We start from the raw sequence: 17,424 nt of genomic DNA, 5'->3' as shown, positions 1-17,424 counted from the left end.
GCCCTCCCCTCGTCGGGTCAGCTGCCGCGGTAGGTGGTGTAGCCGTACGGGCTGATCAGCAGTGGCACGTGGTGGTGCTGGTCGGGGTCGCCGACCTGGAACGCGACGACGATCTCCGGGAAGAACGCCGCCCCCGGCGCGTAGTGCGGCGCGATCTGGAACACCAGCCGGTAGCCGCCGCCCTGCCGGCCTCGCAGTGGTGCGTGGTCGAGCGCGGGGGTCCAGTCGCGTAGCCGCCCGTCGGCGTCGGTCCGGCCGTACCCGACGGTCGTCCAGCCGCCGCTGTCCCGCCGGTCCAGCCGTACCTGGAGACCGGCGGCCGGCTGCCCGCTCGTGGTGTCCAGCACGTGGGTGGAGATCCGCACCTGCCCCGGGGTCGTGGTCACCGCCGCTCACCCTCCCCGACCGGGTCGAGCAGCCTGCGCAGCCGCAGGAGCACGATCCGCCGCAGTTCCTCACGCACCACGGCCCGCTCGGTCCCCGGATCGTTACCGAGCCGCTCCCGGGCGGCGGCGAGCAGTTCGGTCTCACCACGCCCGTTCGCGAAGACCAGGAACAGATGGCCGAACCGTTCCTCGTACGCGCGGTTCACCTCGACCAGCGCGGCCCTGGTGCGGTCGTCGGCACCGTCCACTCCGGCCTGTTCCCGTCGCGACCATGCCGCCTCCCGGCCGGCGCCGGTCGGTCGCTCGCCGATCCGCGGATGCGCGGCCAGCGCCCGTAGGACGTCGTCCCAGCCGAGCCCCTGCAGCGCGTGGTCGGCGACGGTGAGCACCGCCGCCAGGTCCGGGTACGGCCGACCGGCCACCACCGTCCGCGCCCATTCCGGTACGGCGCAGCAGCCCATCAGTTCCCGCTCGACCCGCTCGGCGCGGTCGCGGTTGAAGCCGTCCACCATGCCTCCCCGGAAAGTGGAGCCGTTCCTGTCACGTCCGGGAAGGCCCCCGCCCGACACCGCTGGTGTGTGGATGCGAGAAGTACAGCAGCCGGTCCGGCGTCGGGTGAATCGGTGGGAGCACCGAAACCGGCCCGGTCGGCCGTATCGTTTTCGTAGATTCCTCCAACCGACCTCGCCCGGGGGCGGAAGGGTTCGGCGATGCGACTGCACGAGGCGCTGGACAGACCCCGGTTACGGCTGACCGTGCTCACCGGCGCGGACGACCTGGATCGCCAGGTCAGCCGGGTGTACGTCACCGACCTGCCCGATCCGCGCCGGTACCTGACCGGAGGCGAGATCGTGTTGACCGGGCTGATGTGGCGGCGGCGGGCCGCCGACTCGGAGCGGTTCGTCACCGCCTGTGCCGCCGCCGGGGTCGCCGCGATCGGCGCGGGTGACGCGGCGTACGGGTCGGTGCCGGTCGACCTGGTCGCCGCCTGCCGTCGGCACCGGGTGCCGCTGTTCGAGGTGCCGGTCGAGGTGTCCTTCCGGGACATCATCGACGAGGTCACCCCGACGCTGTGGGCTCGTCGGGCGACCGGGCTGGCGAACGTGGTCGGTCGGTACCGCGGTCTGGCGGCCGCGATGGCCGGCGGCGCCCGGCTGACCGACCTGCTCCGGCCGGTCGCCGCCGACCTCGGCGTCCGGTGCTGGGTGTTGACCCCGACCGGACGGATCGTCGCCGGCACCGGGCCGCTCGCGCCGGAGACCCGCGGGAGGCTGGCCGGTACCTTCCTCGGCACCGGGCGGCTGCCGGCCGGAATCGACCTGGACGGTCGGCGGATCTGGCTGACGGCGGTGCCCGGGCGGCCGGAACACCGGCTCGCCTCCTGGCTGCTGGCCTGTACCGCCCTGACGCCCGACAGTGTCGGGCCGCAGCGCACCGCGCCGGCGGGCGACGGCACGGCCCTGCCGGAGGCGGCGGCCGAACTTGTCAGTCTGGTCAGTCTGGAACGGGCACACGCCGACGAGACGGCCCGGGTGGAACGGCGGCTGGCCGACCAGTTCGGCCTGGCCCTGGCGTCGGCCGCGGGTCCGGCGGAGCTGCGGGCCGGTCTGTCCTCCGGTGGACTGGCTCCACAGTCGACCCTGCTGGTGGTGGCGGTCCGGCTGACCGGACTCGGTACGCCGCCCGAGCTGACGGTCGCGGTCACCGAGGAGATCGTCCGGTCGGTCGCGACCCCGGCGCTGGTCACCGGGACCGCTCTGCCCGACGTCGTCCTCGGCGTCCTCAGCGTCGCGCCGAACCGGGTGGCCGAGGTCGGTGACACGATCCGGGCGGCGGTCGGCGGCCTGGCGCCGGGGCTCGGTACGGGTCGACTCGCGGTCGGGATCAGTGGTCCGGCCGGCGACGCGGGTGCCCTGCCGGGCGCGGTCGAGCAGGCCCGGCACGCCCTGAACACCGCGCTCGCCGACCCCGGTGCCACGGTGGTCGTCTCGGCCGGTGACCTCGCCTCACACCTGTTGCTGCTTTCCGGTGTACCGCCGGAGGCCCGACGGGCGTTCCGGGACCGGGTTCTCGGTCCGGTCCTGGCGTACGACAGGGCACACGACAGTGACCTGGTCGCCACCCTCGACGAGTTCCTGGCCTGTGCCGGTTCGTGGACCCGTACCGCCGCCCGGCTGCATCTGCACGTCAACACGCTGCGGTACCGGATCGGCCGCATCGAGCAGCTCACCGGCCGGGACCTCTCCCGGTTCCCGGACCGGGTCGACCTGTACCTCGCGCTCCGCCTGCCGTACTGAGTCGGGCCCGCCCGCCGGCGCCTTCCGGGCCGCTCTGACGGCGGGCCGCGACCGTCTCAGCGTAGCGGCGGAACGTCCAGGTCGGTGTCGTCCGCGACGTCGGCACAGGGTACGACCCGCAGCTGTGCGCCCCGCTCGCGCAGGTAGAGCCGGGCGCCGACGTCTCCGACGGCGGACGAGACGACGCCGGGCCAGTGGTCGCGGCCGAGGAGCACGGGGTGGCCGCGCCGGTCGCCGTAGCCGGCGGTCGCCAGCACCGTCGGGCCGGCGAGGTCGGCCAACCGACGGACCGCCTCGGGGGTGACCCCCGGCATGTCGACCAGGAGCACGATCGCGGCGACCGCGTCCGTCCCGGACAGGGCGGTCAGGCCGACACGTAACGACGAGGCCATCCCGGTCGACCAGTCCGGGTTCTCCACCGGTACGGCGTCGCCGAGTTCGGCCTGCCGACGGACCGTCGCGGCGGCCGCGCCCAAGACCGGCACGACGGGGTCGCAGCCACCGTCCCGGGCGACCCGGAGGGCCCGCTCGATCAGGAGTCGCCCGTCGAGCCGGACCAGTGCCTTCGGTCCGCCGTACCGGCGACCGGCTCCGGCGGCCAGCACCAGTCCGGCGACCCGCACCGCTTGACGCGGCGGCGGGGTTGGCACGACGGAGTCCACGTACGGAGCCTAGTCAAGCCGGAAAATTGGGGGAATTTATTCCTTTTGGTGAAGGAGGCGAAGATTATCCATCAGCCGTTCGGCTAGATTTCGTGGAGACTAACGGTCTAGAGTGATGACCTGAACGGGCCACCAGACGCGCCCATCCACAGACGCCCACGACCCACAGACGCCCACACGCTCGGTGCAGGGAGGACCACCATGACCGCGACCAGCAACCGGCAAGTAGTCACACCCCACACCACCGCAACCCCCGACCCGGCCACCCTCACCGACAGCGCCACCAACCTCCTGCACACCCTCGCCGCGCTGCCCACCAACCACCCCGACCGGGCCACCCTGCGCGACAAGACCATCGAAGCCTGGCTCCCCCTGGCCAACCACCTCGCCCACCGCTACAGCGGACGCGGCGAACCCACCGACGACCTCACCCAGACCGCCGCCATCGGCCTCATCAAAGCCATCGACAAGTACGACCCCAGCCGCGGCGTCGACTTCGCCGGCTACGCCATCCCCACCATCATCGGCGAACTCAAACGACACTTCCGCGACCGCACCTGGGACATCCGCGTCCCCCGCCGCCTCCAGGAACTCCGCCTCGCCATCAGCGAAGCCAACAGCAACCTCCTGCAGACCCTCGGCCGCTCCCCGACCGTCACCGACATCGCCCACCACCTCAACCTCACCGAGGAAGAAGTCCTCGAAGGCCTCGAAGGCGCCCGCGCCTACAACGCCGTCTCCCTCTCCACCCCCACCGGCGACGGCGACCGCACCACCGAACTCGGCGACCTACTCGGCACCGACGACAACGAATACGAACTCGCCGAACTCCGCGTCGCCCTCGGCCCCGCCCTCGCCACCCTCGACGAACGCGAACAGAAAATCCTCACCCTCCGCTTCTACGGCAACCTCACCCAGTCCCAGATCGCCGAACAGATCGGCGTCTCCCAGATGCACATCAGCCGCCTCCTCGCCCGCGCCCTCAGCAAACTCCGCAACCAACTCGCCGACACGTACTGACCGGAACCGTTCGTTTCCCGGGGGAATAGAAGGCCCGGGTGGGGTGCCAAGGGCGTCGGCACCCCACCCGGGCCTTCACCTGTCAACCGGCCCCACCCGGGTGGGCGGGGCGAGACCGGAGGCACCGGTGCGACACTGAACCGGTGCCGCTGCCCGACCCCCTTCCCGACCTGCCGGTCCGGGGCGTCCTTCCCACCCTGACCCGCGCGGTGCACGATGTCGGCGTCGCGGTCGTCGTCGCGCCGCCCGGCACCGGCAAGACGACGCTGGTTCCGCTGGCCCTGGCCGACCAGGTCGAGGGTCGGGTGGTGATCGCCCAGCCGCGCCGGGTCGCCGCCCGGGCCGCCGCCGCCCGGATGGCCGACCTGCTCGGTGAGCGGGTCGGTGACACCGTCGGGTACGTCGTCCGGGGCGAGCGCCGGACCAGCCGGCGGACCCGGATCGAGGTGGTCACCACCGGCCTGCTCGTGCAGCGCCTCCAGCACGATCCGGAGTTGGCCGGCACCGACGCGGTGCTGCTCGACGAGTGCCACGAGCGGCAGCTCGACTCTGATCTGGCGCTGGCCTTCGCGATCGAGGCCCGGACCGCCCTCCGCCCCGAGCTGCGGCTGTTGGCGATGTCCGCGACCGCACACGACGAGCGGCTCGCCGCGCTGCTCGGCGGACCGACCGGACCGGCGCCGGTGGTACGGGCCGAGGGTCGTACCCATCCGGTGGAGGTGGTCTGGGCGCCGCCGAGCCGGCCGGTCGATCCGCCGCACGGCCTGCGGGTCGACCCCCGGCTGCTCGACCACGTGGCGGCCACCGTCCGACGGGCGTTGGCCGAGCAGGACGGCGATCTGCTGGTCTTCCTGCCCGGGGCGGGCGAGATCGGCGGCGTCGCCGCGCGGCTCGCCGACCGGCCGGACGGTGTCGACCTGGTCACCCTGCACGGCCGACAGTCCAGCGCCGATCAGGACACCGCGCTGCGCCGACCGTCGACAGCCCGGCGGCGGGTCGTGCTCGCCACCGCCGTCGCCGAAACCAGCCTGACCGTCCCCGGGGTACGGGTGGTGGTGGACGCCGGTCTGAGCCGGGTCGCCCGGACCGACCTGGCGCGGGGACTGGGCGCGCTGGTGACGGTGCCGGTGTCCCGGGCGGCGGCGACCCAGCGGGCGGGACGGGCCGGACGCCAGGGACCGGGCCGGGTCTACCGGTGCTGGTCGGAGGCGGACCACGAGCGGCTGCCAGCGTACCCGGAGCCGGAGATCGCGGTCGCCGACCTCACCGGTTTCGCCCTCCAGCTCGCCTGCTGGGGGCACCCGGACGGGGCCGGGCTGGCGCTGCCGGAGCAGCCGCCGGCCGCCGCCATGCAGGTCGCCCGGGCCACCCTCGACGCGCTCGGTGCCGTGGGTCCGGACGGTCGGGCCACCGCGCGGGGCCGGGCGATCGCCGCCGTCGGTACGCACCCACGGCTGGCGCGGGCGCTGCTGGACGGGACCCGGCCGCTGGGTACCCGCCGCGCGGCCGAGGTGGTCGCGGTGCTCTCCGAGGCCCCGACCGGTACCGACGACGTGGTGACCGCCTGGCGACGGCTGCGCACCGGCACGGACGACGCCAGCCGACGGTGGCGGGCCGAGGTGCGCCGGTTGCGGGCCGCGCTCGACGAGCCGCCGGGACCGGAACGGACGACGGATGCCGGACGGGACGACAGCCCGGGGCGGGACCTCGGCAGCGGCCCGGTCAGCGGACCGGCACTCCCCGACGACCTGGCCGCCGGGCTGCTGGTCGGGCTGGCGTACCCGGAACGGTTGGCCCGGGTCCGGCAGCCGGGCGCGACGACGTACCTGATGGCCGGTGGCACCGCCGCGGATCTGGCGCCCGGGTCGGGGCTGGCGGGTACGGAGTGGCTGGCGATCGCCGTCGCGGACCGGGCACCCGGCCGGCGGGGCGCACTGGTCCGGCAGGCCGCGGTGATCGACGAGGCGACGGCCCGGGAGGCCGGCGCCGCGCTGCTCCGGGAGGATCGGGAGATCGCCTGGTCGGACGAGGACGGCGCGGTGCTGGCCCGGGACCTGACCCGGCTCGGCGCCATCGTCCTGGTGGACCGCCCGCTGACCCGGCCCGATCCGGCCGCCGTGACGGCGGCGCTGCTCGACGGGCTGCGGCGGGTGGGACTGTCGCTGCTGACCTGGACCCCGGCGGCGCGCGGGCTGCGGGACCGGTTGGCCTTCTGCCGGTACGCCCTCGGCCCGCCCTGGCCGGAGGTGACCGACGCGGCGCTGCTGGACCGGGCCGACGAGTGGCTCGGGCCGGACCTGGTCACCGCGCGGCGCCGCGCCGACCTGGCCCGGATCGACGTCGCGACGGCACTCCGGCGCCTGGTGCCGTGGGCGCAGGCCGCCCGGCTCGACGAGGTGGCCCCGGAGCGGCTGCCGGTGCCGAGCGGTTCGCGGTACCGGGTGGACTACACGGATCCGACCTCGCCGGTGCTGGCGGTCAAGCTCCAGGAGACCTTCGGCTGGCGGGAGGCGCCGCGGATCGCCGACGGGCGGGTACCGGTCCTGCTCCACCTGCTCTCCCCGGCCGGTCGGCCGGTGGCGGTGACCGGGGATCTCGGCTCGTTCTGGCGGACCGGCTATCCGCAGGTACGGGCGGAGCTGCGGGGCCGCTATCCCCGGCATCCGTGGCCCGTCGACCCGGCCGACGCCGCGCCGACCCGGCAGCTCCGCCCCCGGCGTGGTTAGCCGGGTGACGGTGGACGGGTGATCGTCCTGTGCCGGGCCGGACGGCAGCGCCGAGCTCCGGGCTAGGAACCGACCGTCGCCTGGTAGGTCAGGATCTCGGTGCCGTTGCCCTCCTCGCCGTTGTCCGGAGCTGCCCACATCGTCAGCCGGTTGCCGTCGGCGGCGAGCTTGAGCGGGTTACGGGTCGCCACGTGCCCGGCGGTGGACCACTGTTGGAAGGGCACCTCGCGTAGCACGTCGCGGCTGCGCAGATCGATCAGCGCCATTCCGCCGAGTTCGTAGCTGGCGGTGGTGCCGCCGGCTGCGGGGTTCTGGGGCAGGTTGGTGACACCACCGCAGATCATCTTGCCGGCGGGTACGTACTGGCAGTCCTGGTAGTCGATGAAGAAACTCTGGTTGTCCCAGGTGCGCAACTGCCTACCGCGCAGGTCCCACTCGGCGAAGCGACGGGAGCCCCAGGTGTTGCCGACGAGGTGGCCGGTCGTCTTGTCGAGGACCACCCCGCCGAAGTGGTCGGTGACCTCGAACTGCTTGTGGACCTGCAGGCTGTCGGCGTCGACCCGGTAGACGATCGTGCTGCTGTTGGGACGGTACTGGGCGACCGGAACCCAGACGTTCCTTCCGTCGAAGTCGATGCCGCCCGGGTGGTACATGTCGCCCTCGCCGAGGACGATGTCCCGCTTGAGGTTGCCCTGGCGGTCCATGACGAACAGGTGGCCGATGCCCTTGCCGGGGGTGCGGTCGTAGCCGTTCTGCGGGGTCGGGTACTTGACGGTCGGCTCGAGGATCTCGACCGCGGACAGGAAGATCCGGTCGCCGGCGAAGGCGATGCCCTCGGTGTGGAAGGTCGGGAACTTCAGCTTCAGCTTGCCGGTCAGCTGCCACGAGGTGTCGCGGTTCACGGCCTGGAAGGCGGTTGCCAGCGCGCTGTCCCTGGGGTGGTCGGTCCGGTCATCGCCGGCGGGGCCGGTGGCGTGGGCGGCGGCGGCGCCACCCAGGGTCGCGGCCAAAGCTACGCCCGCCACCGTGGTCCACCTGGTGCTCTTCTTCATTGGTTCCTCTTCGGCTTGTTCCGCAAGGGCCAGGCGACCGTAGGGAACCGCGGTGAACCGCTCCTGATCCGGTGGTGACGTCCGCCCGAATGCTGGTGGATTGGGGGGCACCTCAGCCGACGTCGACGAGGTCGGCGACCACCACGGTGATGTTGTCCGGCCCGCCCGCCCCCAGGGCGAGGTCGACCAGCCGTTGCGCGCAGGCGGCCGGGTCTGGGTGGCCGAGCAGCGCCTCGGCCAGGCTGTCCGCCCGGACCACGTTGGACAGGCCGTCGCTGCAGAGCAACCAACGGTCGCCCTCCTGCGGGACCAGGGTGGTGTACGAGGGGGTGACCGGTTCCCCCTGCAACGCCCGGGTCACCACCGCCCGTCGCGGATGACTGTGCGCCTCGTCGGGGCTGATGACCCCCTCGTCGACGAGCATCTGGACGAAGGTGTCGTCCCGGGTCAGCTGGGTCATGGTGCCGCCACGCAGCAGGTACGCGCGAGAGTCTCCGACGTGGGCCAGCGCGAGACAGCTTCCGGTGCGGGCGAGCAGCAGCGCGGTCAGGGTGGTGCCCATGCCCTGCCGTTCCTGGTCCTCGGCCACCGCCGCCCGGATGCCGGCGCTGGCCGCGTCGACGGCGTCCTGGAATCCGGCGACCAGCCCCTCCTCCGGGGTCTCCACGTCGAGTGGGCGGACCGCTTCGATGGCGATGGTGCTGGCCAGGTCGCCGGCGGCCATCCCGCCCATACCGTCGGCGACGGCGAGCAGCCAGGCGCCGGCGTGCGCGGAGTCCTGGTTCGCCCCCCGGATCAAACCGCGATGGCTCAGCGCCACGGATCGCAGCTTCAGGCTCATGGCAGGCAGCCTGCCAAAAAGACGGCCGAAATGCTTGCAGTAGATCACCGACTGGCCGGGACGCCACACAATTTCACTGTCCGTCACCGGCAGCGCTACGGGTCGCCCCCGTTCGGGGCAAGGTCGTGGGTTACCCGGGTGCCGTCGGTCGGGTCCGGACCGGCCGGACCGGCACCCGTGGCCCGGCCCTCCCCGCACGGCTTTCTATCCAGCACTGTCGATTGACATGCCGGTAATGGGCTGGCAACATCGGGATCGATATTGGGAGCGCTCCCAACGGGTATCCCCCCGATACCTCCGCCGGAAGTCTCCGCACCGCGTCCGGAAGGACTCCCGTGATCCGACCCCGTCACCGCGCCCGCCGGCCGGCCATCGGCCGCCACCCCCTCACCCTGCTCGCCACCACCGCGCTGCTGCTCGGCAGCGGCGCCTCCGCCGCGTACGCCGAACCGGCCCAGCCGAGGGCGGCCACCGAGCACATCGTGAACGGCACCTTCACCGACAGCACCGCACCCTGGTGGTCCACCGCCAACCTCCCGCTCTCCGTGGTCGACGGGCAGCTCTGCGCCGAGGTGCCGGGCGGACTGGCGAACCCGTGGGACGCCAGCCTCGGGCACAACAGCATCCCCCTCGCCGACGGCGCCGCCTACACGCTGAGCTTCCGCGCCTCCGCCGACGTACCGGTCACCGTCCGGGCCAACGTCCAGCTCGACGAGGAGCCGTACACCACCGCCCTCTCCCGGGAGGTGAGCCTGACCCCCGAGGGCGGGGAGTTCGGGTACGAGTTCACCGGCGCCATCGACTCGACCAACGGCACCCTCACCTTCCAGCTCGGCGGGGCCGCCGAGGCGTACACGTTCTGCCTCGACGACGTCTCGCTGAGCAGCGACGCCCCCACCGACCCGCCGCCGGGTGGCGCCGAGCAGATCACCAACGGCGACTTCGCCGACGGCACCTCCGGCTGGTACTCCTACGGCACCACCTCCACCGGGGTCGTCGACGGTCGGCTCTGCTCCGCCGTGCCGGGCGGGCTGGCGAACCCGTGGGACGGCGGCGTCGGGCAGAACGACGTCGCGCTGATCGCCGGCGAGACGTACGTCCTCTCCTTCGACGCCACCGCCGAACCCGGCGCCACGGTACGGACGGCGGTGCAGCTCGGCGCCGACCCGTACACGTCGTACTTCGTCGAGGACGTCGCGTTGACCAGCGAGGTCCAGCATGTCGAGCGGAGCTTCACCGCCACCGAGGACACCGAACTCGGCCAGGTCGCGTTCCAGGTCGGTGGCAACGCGGAGGCGTACACGTTCTGCGTCGACAACGTCTCGCTGCGCGGCGGCGAGGAGGAACCGCCGTACACCCCGGACACCGGCCCCCGGGTCCGGGTCAACCAGGTCGGCTACCTGCCCGACGGCCCGAAGAACGCGACCGTCGTCACCGAGGCGACCGACCCGCTGGCCTGGCAGCTGAAGAACGGCGCCGGCACCGTGGTGGCCAGCGGCCAGAGCACGCCGCGTGGTGTCGACCCGGCGTCGGCGCAGCACACGCACAGCGTCGACTTCTCCGGCTACCGCACCCCGGGCAGCGGCTACACGCTGACCGCCGACGGCGAGACCAGCCACCCGTTCGACATCTCCGCCGAGGTGTGGAAGCAGCTCCGCTCCGACTCGCTGCAGTTCTTCTACATCCAGCGCAGCGGCATCGAGATCGACGGCGACCTGGTCGGCGAGGAGTACGCCCGGCCGGCCGGCCACCTGGGGGTGGCGCCGAACCGGGGTGACACCGACGTGCCGTGCCAGCCCGGGGTCTGCGACTACCGGCTGGACGTCCGCGGCGGCTGGTACGACGCCGGCGACCACGGCAAGTACGTCGTCAACGGCGGCATCGCCACCTACCAGCTGCTGAACGCCTTCGAGCGGACCAAGACCGCGCCCAGTGCCGGTGGCGGCGCCGCGCTCGGCGACAACACCCTGCGGCTGCCGGAGCGCGGCAACAACGTGCCGGACATCCTCGACGAGGCCCGGTGGGAGCTGGAGTTCCTGCTGCGGATGCAGGTGCCGGCCGGGCGACCGCTGGCCGGGATGGCCCACCACAAGATCCACGACCGGAACTGGACCGGCCTGCCACTGCAGCCGGAGGACGACCCTGAGCTGCGGGAACTGCACCCGCCGTCGACGGCCGCCACGCTGAACCTGGCCGCCACCGCCGCCCAGTGCGCCCGGCTGTACGCCCCGTACGACGCCACGTTCGCCAACCGGTGCCGGACCGCGGCGACGACCGCGTACGCGGCGGCGAAGGCGAACCCGACCCGGTACGCCGACCCGCTTGACGGCAACGGCGGCGGCTCCTACAGCGACGGCGACGTCAGCGACGAGTTCTACTGGGCCGCCGCCGAGCTGTACCTCACCACCGGCGGGGCGTCCTACCTGGCCGACCTGACCGCCTCGCCGCACCACACCGACGAGGAGATCTTCGGCCAGCACGGCTTCGGTTGGGGCAGCACGGCAGCCCTGGGCCGACTCGACCTGGCCACCGTGCCGAACGGGCTGCCGGCCGCCGAGCGGGACCGGATCCGTGCCTCGGTGACCGCCGCCGCCGACGCCTACCTGGCCACACTGCGCGCCCAGGCGTACGGGCTGCCGATGCCGGGTCACCCCGGTGCCTACTTCTGGGGCGCCAACAGCAACATCATCAACAACGCGGTGGTGCTCGCCACCGCGTACGACCTGACCGGCGACCCGAAGTACCGGGACGGGGCGATCCAGGGAATGGACTACGTCTTCGGCCGCAACGCGCTCAACCAGTCGTACGTCACCGGCTGGGGCGAGAAGTCCTCGCAGAACCAGCACAGCCGGATCTTCGGCAACCAGTACGACGAGTCGCTGCCGAACCCGCCGGCCGGTTCGATCGCCGGTGGCGCGAACGCCAGCCTCGACGACCCGTTCGCCGAGCAGTTGCTGGCGGGCTGCGCCCCGATGTTCTGCTACGTCGACGACATCGCCTCGTACGCGACGAACGAGGTGGCGATCAACTGGAACTCGGCGCTCGCCTGGATCGCCTCGTTCCTCGCCGACCAGGGCGCGGCGACGCAACCGGCCGGCAACGGTACGAGTTGCCAGGTGACGTACACCAACTACGGCACCTGGGCCGAGGGTGGCGGCTTCACCGGGCAGGCGACCATCCGGAACACCGGTACGACGCCGATCACCGGCTGGACGCTGCGGTTCGCGTTCACCGGGGACCAGAAGGTCCGGGAGGCGTGGATGGCGAAGGTGAGCCAGGCCGGCGCCACGGTCAGTGCGACGAACGAGTCGTACAACTCGCGGATCATGCCGGGTGGCAGCGTGATGTTCGGTTTCAACGCCACCACGGCCGGCGGGGCGAACCCGGACCCCGGCCTGTTCACCCTGAACGGGGCGGCCTGCCGCTGACCTGCCCACCACCACCGACCGGTGCCAGGCCCGTCGCCGGTCGGGAGGGACCCCTGCCCATCCCCCGTATGGGCCGGGGTCCCTCCCTCCCCACCCTCAGCGGAGGGTGTCGAGGAGGCGCTCCCCCTGTTGCCAGACGGTCAGCGCGGAGAAGACCCCGAACAGCAGCACCGCCCAGACGAGCGCGGCGACGCGGTAGCCGCGCGGCCGGATCGGCTCCGGCAGTACCCGGCGGTTGAGCACCAGCAGCAGGATCGAGTAGACGAACATCATCATCCCGCCGACGCAGGCGGAGATGACCAGCAGGAGCAGCGGCTGGTCGAGTCCGGCCAGCAGGATCACGCAGCCCAGCCCCACCAGCCCCCAGACCAGTACGAAGTAGATCCGGCTCTCCGAGAGCCGGGGCAGGTACGAGGTCTTGATCACGTCGGCGGCGAGTCGACTGGTGTAGTCGACGATGCCCATCGCGGCGGCGAACAGGGAGAGCGCACCGACCGCCCAGAACAGGACGCCGAACCAGGGCCCCACCAGCTCCTGTAGCCGCTCCCCCTCCACCCGGAGGAACGAGACGCTGTTGGCCAGGCCGGGTACGCCGTACACGGTGGAGTAGGCGAGCAGCGACATCAGCACGATCGTGACGAACGAGATCAGCAGGAACGTGACGAGCTGCTCCTGGTTGGCCAGCCGCCACCAGCGTCGCCAGCGGCCCAGGTTCCCGTCGGTCGGCTCGAAGACGAAGCCCGCGCCCTCCGGCGCCGCCTCCTCCCGACCGGTGACCGGGCTGACCAGGCGTGGCACGTACCGGCCCATGCCGTAGCCCTTGTCCCGGATCCAGTTGGACTGCACCAGGTTCTGTCCGCCGCCGGCTCCGGCGAAGACCAGTGCGGAGAGCATCAGCGCGAAGCCCAGCTCGGTGGGGAAGTCCGGCGCGGTCACCGCCCGGGGCAGCCCGCCCCAGGCCCGGGCGGAAATGGCGAAGCCCACCGCCACCACGACAAAGAGCAGCACCAGTCCGACCTTGACGAACTCGACCCGTTCCAGGGCGGTGTAGACCACCGGTGCCAGGGTGAGCACCGCGCCGATGGTGAGCAGCATGCCGATGGCGATCCAGGTCACGTCACCACCGAAGAGGTACGTCACCATGGTCGCCGAGCTCGACGCCCAGCCGGGCCAGAGGTTGGCGAAGTAGACCATCACCGCGAAGACCAGTCCCCAGTGCCGCCAGAATCGGGAGAACCCGGTCAGCGCGGTCTCCCCGGTGGCCAGGGTGTACCGCTCGATCTCCATGTTGAGGAACCACTGGGTGACCAGGCCCACCGCGGCGGCCCAGAGGAAAACCAAACCGACCTGCGAGGCGATGTACGGGAAGAGGATGAACTCACCGGATGCCAGCCCCACGCCGGCGGCGACCACCCCGGGTCCGATGATCCGCCACGCGGACGCGGGTGGTGGTGGCAGTTCCCGGACCGTCACCCCGGGCAGGTGTCTGGTGGGGAACCGGTCGGCGGCGGTCGGCGCCATCAAAACCTCCAGGGGACGGGACGGTGCGATGGACGGCTACGAATCATCTGTTTCCCTGCGGTGACGACGGTGAATCCGGTTCTGTCACCATGGACGGCGTGGGGAGCGACGAGCCGGAGCAGGCGACGACGGAGGAGTTGGTGGTGCGGCCGGGTGGGCCCGGGGACGTCGCCGTGGTGCTCGGCCTGCTCGACGGGGCCACCCGGTGGCTGGTCGCCCGGGGCCGGGTCGACCAGTGGGGCAGCGCACCGCATTCGGACAACCCACGGCGGATCGCCCAGGTGCGTCGCTGGGCCGCCGACGGCGAGCTGTACGTCGCCGAGTTGGCCAACACCGCGGCCAGCGGCCCGGCCGGCGTCCCGGTCGGCGCGTTGGTCGTCGGTGGGGCCGTACCGCACGTGCCGCCGGCGACCGAGCCGGAACTCTACGTCAACCTGCTGGTCACCGATCGGGCGTACGCCGGACGCCGGATCGGCGCCCGGCTGCTCGCGTACGCCGAGCGGCTCGCCCGCGAACGCGGTCTCGACCTGCTCCGGGTGGACTGCTACGCGGGTGGCGACGGCGCGCTGATCCGGTACTACGAGAGCCAGGGCTTCACCGCGACCGCACCCTTCACCGTCCAGCTCACCGACCGCCGGTGGCCGGGTCAGCTGCTGGAGCGCCGGCTCGGCTGATGGTGAGCGCGGCCACGGGCGGCCAGGTGACATGATCGACGGTATGAGCGAGGTTGCCCTGGCCGAGCTCCGGTCACTGTCCATCCCGGTCCGCGCCGACTGTCTGCGGATCCTGGAGGCGGTGGCCCCGGCCGTCACCCGACGCTGGCGGCGCCGCACCGGGGTGCCGCTGTTGTGGCTCACCCTGCCGCCCGGCGACGACCCGGAGGTGCACGTCGAGCCCACCGCCCGGTACGACCTGGCCGCCGCCAACGGATACCTCGACGAGTTCCGCGAACTGTTCGCGGCGGCCCGTGAACTCTGAGTGGTCCTACCCGCGCGATTCCGGCAGGACCTTGGCGCCGAACGTGTCGACGAAGGCGTCCTGTTCCTGGCCGACGTGGTGCAGGTAGATCCCGTCGAAGCCGAGGTCGACGTACTCCCGCAACCAGGCGGTGTGCCGGCCCAGGTCGGCGGAGATGTTCACCACCTCGGCGACCCGTTCCGCCGGCACGTCCGCGGCGACGACGTCGAAGTGTTCCGCCGTCTCCAGGTCCCAGCAGACCGGCGGGGCGAAGACGTTGCTGCGCCACTGCTCGTACGCGATCGACGCCGCCTCGGTCTCACTCGGCGCCCAGCTCAGGTGGACCTGGAGGTGGAGCGGGCCGCGACCGCCGGCTCCCCGGTACGCGTCGACCATCCGCCGCAGCCGGTCGACGGGCGCGTTGACCGTGATGAGCCCGTCGGCCCACTCGGCACACCAGCGGGCGGTCGCCTCCGACACCGCCGCCCCGACCAGCGCCGGTGGTTGCTCCGGCCGGGTCCAGAGCCGGGCCCGGTCCACGCTGACCAGTCCGTCGTGGCTGACCTCGTCACCCGCCAGCAGTGCCCGGATCACGTCGACACACTCGCGCAGCCGGGCGGTCCGGACCTCCTTGCGCGGCCAGCCGTCCCCGGTGACGTGCTCGTTGCTCGCCTCCCCGGTGCCGAGCGCCGCCCAGAACCGGCCCGGGTACATCGCGGCGAGGGTGCCGATCGCCTGGGCGACGATCGCCGGGTGGTACCGCTGCCCGGGGGCGTTCACCACCCCGAAGGGCAGCGTGGTCGCCTGCAGCGCGGCGCCGAGCCAGGACCAGGCGAAGCCGGAGTGCCCCTGCCGGGCGCTCCACGGTGAGAAGTGGTCCGAGGACATGGCGGCGTCGAAACCCGCCTCCTGGGCCCGGACCACGGTCCGGAGCAGCGCGGCAGGGTGGATCTGTTCGTGGGAGGCGTGGATACCGAAGACCGTCATGGCGGTCCTCCGTACCCAGTCCGGGCGGTGGTCTATCCCGGGCTGCCGGCGGATCGCGGGGTTGTCACTCGCTGTGCGAACCGGCGCCGGCGCCGGCCCCGGCGCTGCCCTCGCCGACCCAGACCGCCTTCAGGTCGCAGAACTCCCGGATGCCCTGCGCGGAGAGTTCCCGGCCGTAGCCGGAGTTGCGTACCCCGCCGAACGGCAGTTCCGGATAGGAGGTGGTCATGCCGTTGATGAAGACCAGTCCGGCGGCCAGGTCGGTGACGAAGCGTTCCTGCTCCGCCGGGTCCCGGGTCCAGGCGTTCGAACCGAGGCCGTAGTTGGTGCCGTTGGCGAGTGTGATCGCCTCCTCGTACGAGGAGACCCGGTAGAGGCCGGCGACCGGGCCGAAGACCTCCTCGGCGTACATCCGCATCTCCGGGGTGAGGTCGGCGACCACGGTCGGCGGATACCACCAGCCGGCCCGGTCCGGGCGTCGCCCGCCGCAGAGCACGCTGGCCCCCTTGTCCGCCGCGTCGCGTACCTGCTCCGCCACCTCGGCGCGGCCCCGTTCGGTGGCCAGCGGGCCGATGTCGGTCCCGTCCTCCATCGGGTCGCCGACGGTCAGCGCCGCCATCCGCGTGACGAAGGCGTCGGCGAACTCGTCGTAGACGTCGGTGTGCACGATGAACCGTTTGGCGGCGATGCAGGACTGGCCGTTGTTCTGGCAGCGGGCCACGGTGGCGACCTCGGCGGCCCGTTCGATGTCGGCGGACGGCATCACCACGAACGGGTCGCTGCCGCCCAGTTCGAGCACGGTCTTCTTCAGGTACCTCCCGGCGCTGGCCCCGATCGACCGGCCGGCGCCCTCGCTGCCGGTCAGCGTGGCGGCCCGGACCCGGGGATCGGCGAGCACCTGGTCGATCTTCGCCGAGCCGATCAGCAGGGTCTGGAAGGCGCCGACCGGGAAACCCGCCCGCCGGAACAGTTCGTCCAGATAGAGCGCGGTCTGCGGCACGTTGGAGGCGTGCTTGAGCAGCCCGACGTTGCCGGCCATCAACGCCGGGGCGGCGAACCGCAGCACCTGCCAGAGCGGGAAGTTCCACGGCATCACCGCGAGCACCGGCCCCATCGGCTGGTACCGGCCGTACGCCCGGGTCGCGCCGACCGCCGCCGCGTCCGCCGGCTCGTCGGCCAGGAAGCCCTCGGCGTGCGCGGCGTAGTAGCGGCAGGCGGCGGCGCACTTGCTCACCTCGGCCTTGGCTGAGGCGTACGTCTTGCCCATCTCCGTGGTCATCATCCGGGCCACGGCGTCGCGTTCGGCGTCCAGCAGGTCGGCCGCCGCCGTCATCCACCGGGCCCGCTCGGCGAAACCCGTGCTACGCAGCTGCGCGAAGCCGTCCGCCGCCCGGGCGAGCGCGGCCTCCAACTGCTGGTCGGTCATCTCGTCGAAGGTCTTCAGTACCTGCCCGTTGGTCGGGTCGATGGTGGCGATCGACATGACGTCGTACCCCCTGTGGTCGGCGGGATCGGCGACCGTGCCGGATCCCGACCCGGGGCACGGC

The 17,424-nt window shown here is 72.5% G+C and carries 14 protein-coding genes; 6 read left to right on the top strand and 8 right to left on the bottom strand.

Features of this window, described 5'->3' with window-relative positions:
* Nucleotides 1-17 precede the first annotated feature (17 nt).
* Both uraH and uraD read right to left on the bottom strand, forming a co-directional pair.
* On the bottom strand, nt 18-386 hold the full coding sequence (gene uraH, locus ABGB21_RS05945; RefSeq protein ID WP_347657390.1) for a hydroxyisourate hydrolase: 369 nt from the start codon (nt 384-386) through the stop codon (nt 18-20).
* The gene (gene uraD, locus ABGB21_RS05940; protein ID WP_347657389.1) at nt 383-898 is read right to left on the bottom strand and encodes a 2-oxo-4-hydroxy-4-carboxy-5-ureidoimidazoline decarboxylase; all 516 of its coding nucleotides are present in this window, start codon (nt 896-898) and stop codon (nt 383-385) included. Before uraD ends, uraH begins: the two co-directional genes overlap by 4 nt.
* A gap of 198 nt (nt 899-1,096) precedes the next feature.
* On the opposite strand from uraD, the gene ABGB21_RS05935 reads away from it, so the two are divergent.
* A complete protein-coding gene (locus ABGB21_RS05935; RefSeq protein WP_347657388.1) occupies nt 1,097-2,683 on the top strand; it encodes a PucR family transcriptional regulator ligand-binding domain-containing protein in 1,587 nt (528 codons plus the stop codon).
* 56 nt (nt 2,684-2,739) lie between these two features.
* Here ABGB21_RS05935 and ABGB21_RS05930 read toward each other — a convergent pair whose 3' ends face one another.
* Complete coding sequence (locus tag ABGB21_RS05930; RefSeq protein ID WP_347657387.1) at nt 2,740-3,345, bottom strand: nucleotidyltransferase family protein; 606 nt, start codon at nt 3,343-3,345, stop codon at nt 2,740-2,742.
* A 201-nt stretch (nt 3,346-3,546) separates the two neighbouring features.
* Here ABGB21_RS05930 and ABGB21_RS05925 point away from each other — a divergent pair, with 201 nt between their 5' ends.
* Together ABGB21_RS05925 and hrpB are read left to right on the top strand one after the other, a co-directional pair.
* On the top strand, nt 3,547-4,365 hold the full coding sequence (locus ABGB21_RS05925) for a SigB/SigF/SigG family RNA polymerase sigma factor (protein WP_347676669.1): 819 nt from the start codon (nt 3,547-3,549) through the stop codon (nt 4,363-4,365).
* 149 nt (nt 4,366-4,514) lie between these two features.
* Entirely contained in the window at nt 4,515-7,091 is a 2,577-nt protein-coding gene (hrpB, locus tag ABGB21_RS05920) for an ATP-dependent helicase HrpB (RefSeq protein ID WP_347657434.1), read from the top strand.
* Between the two features lie 62 nt (nt 7,092-7,153).
* On the opposite strand, the gene ABGB21_RS05915 is transcribed toward hrpB, so the two are convergent.
* Together ABGB21_RS05915 and ABGB21_RS05910 are read right to left on the bottom strand one after the other, a co-directional pair.
* On the bottom strand, nt 7,154-8,143 hold the full coding sequence (locus ABGB21_RS05915) for a DUF6454 family protein (RefSeq protein ID WP_347653743.1): 990 nt from the start codon (nt 8,141-8,143) through the stop codon (nt 7,154-7,156).
* Between the two features lie 112 nt (nt 8,144-8,255).
* Nucleotides 8,256-8,984 (bottom strand): protein phosphatase 2C domain-containing protein, encoded by a 729-nt coding sequence (locus ABGB21_RS05910; RefSeq protein ID WP_347653742.1) that lies wholly within the window; start codon nt 8,982-8,984, stop codon nt 8,256-8,258.
* A gap of 335 nt (nt 8,985-9,319) precedes the next feature.
* Between ABGB21_RS05910 and ABGB21_RS05905 the strand changes: the two genes are divergently transcribed.
* Nucleotides 9,320-12,412, top strand: a complete 3,093-nt coding sequence (locus ABGB21_RS05905) for a glycoside hydrolase family 9 protein (RefSeq protein ID WP_347653741.1) — start codon at nt 9,320-9,322, stop codon at nt 12,410-12,412.
* 96 nt (nt 12,413-12,508) lie between these two features.
* Here the strand turns inward: ABGB21_RS05905 and ABGB21_RS05900 are convergent, their stop codons facing one another.
* Nucleotides 12,509-13,933: an Nramp family divalent metal transporter gene (locus ABGB21_RS05900; protein WP_347676667.1), complete on the bottom strand. Its 1,425-nt coding sequence runs from the start codon at nt 13,931-13,933 to the stop codon at nt 12,509-12,511.
* A 98-nt stretch (nt 13,934-14,031) separates the two neighbouring features.
* Here ABGB21_RS05900 and ABGB21_RS05895 point away from each other — a divergent pair, with 98 nt between their 5' ends.
* Together ABGB21_RS05895 and ABGB21_RS05890 are read left to right on the top strand one after the other, a co-directional pair.
* Nucleotides 14,032-14,607, top strand: coding sequence for a GNAT family N-acetyltransferase (locus ABGB21_RS05895; protein ID WP_347676665.1), 576 nt, complete (start codon nt 14,032-14,034; stop codon nt 14,605-14,607).
* Between the two features lie 43 nt (nt 14,608-14,650).
* Nucleotides 14,651-14,911 carry a hypothetical protein gene (locus ABGB21_RS05890; protein WP_347676663.1) on the top strand — a complete coding sequence of 87 codons (261 nt, stop codon included), beginning with the start codon at nt 14,651-14,653 and terminating at the stop codon, nt 14,909-14,911.
* A 6-nt stretch (nt 14,912-14,917) separates the two neighbouring features.
* Here the strand turns inward: ABGB21_RS05890 and ABGB21_RS05885 are convergent, their stop codons facing one another.
* Both ABGB21_RS05885 and ABGB21_RS05880 read right to left on the bottom strand, forming a co-directional pair.
* Nucleotides 14,918-15,877 (bottom strand): TIGR03885 family FMN-dependent LLM class oxidoreductase, encoded by a 960-nt coding sequence (locus tag ABGB21_RS05885; RefSeq protein WP_347653737.1) that lies wholly within the window; start codon nt 15,875-15,877, stop codon nt 14,918-14,920.
* 64 nt (nt 15,878-15,941) lie between these two features.
* Entirely contained in the window at nt 15,942-17,360 is a 1,419-nt protein-coding gene (locus tag ABGB21_RS05880) for an NADP-dependent succinic semialdehyde dehydrogenase (protein ID WP_347676661.1), read from the bottom strand.
* Nucleotides 17,361-17,424 lie beyond the last annotated feature (64 nt).

The sequence above is a fragment of the Plantactinospora sp. B24E8 genome, from assembly GCF_039871735.1.
GTDB lineage: Bacteria > Actinomycetota > Actinomycetes > Mycobacteriales > Micromonosporaceae > Plantactinospora.
This window is presented reverse-complemented; position numbering and strand designations above follow the sequence as displayed.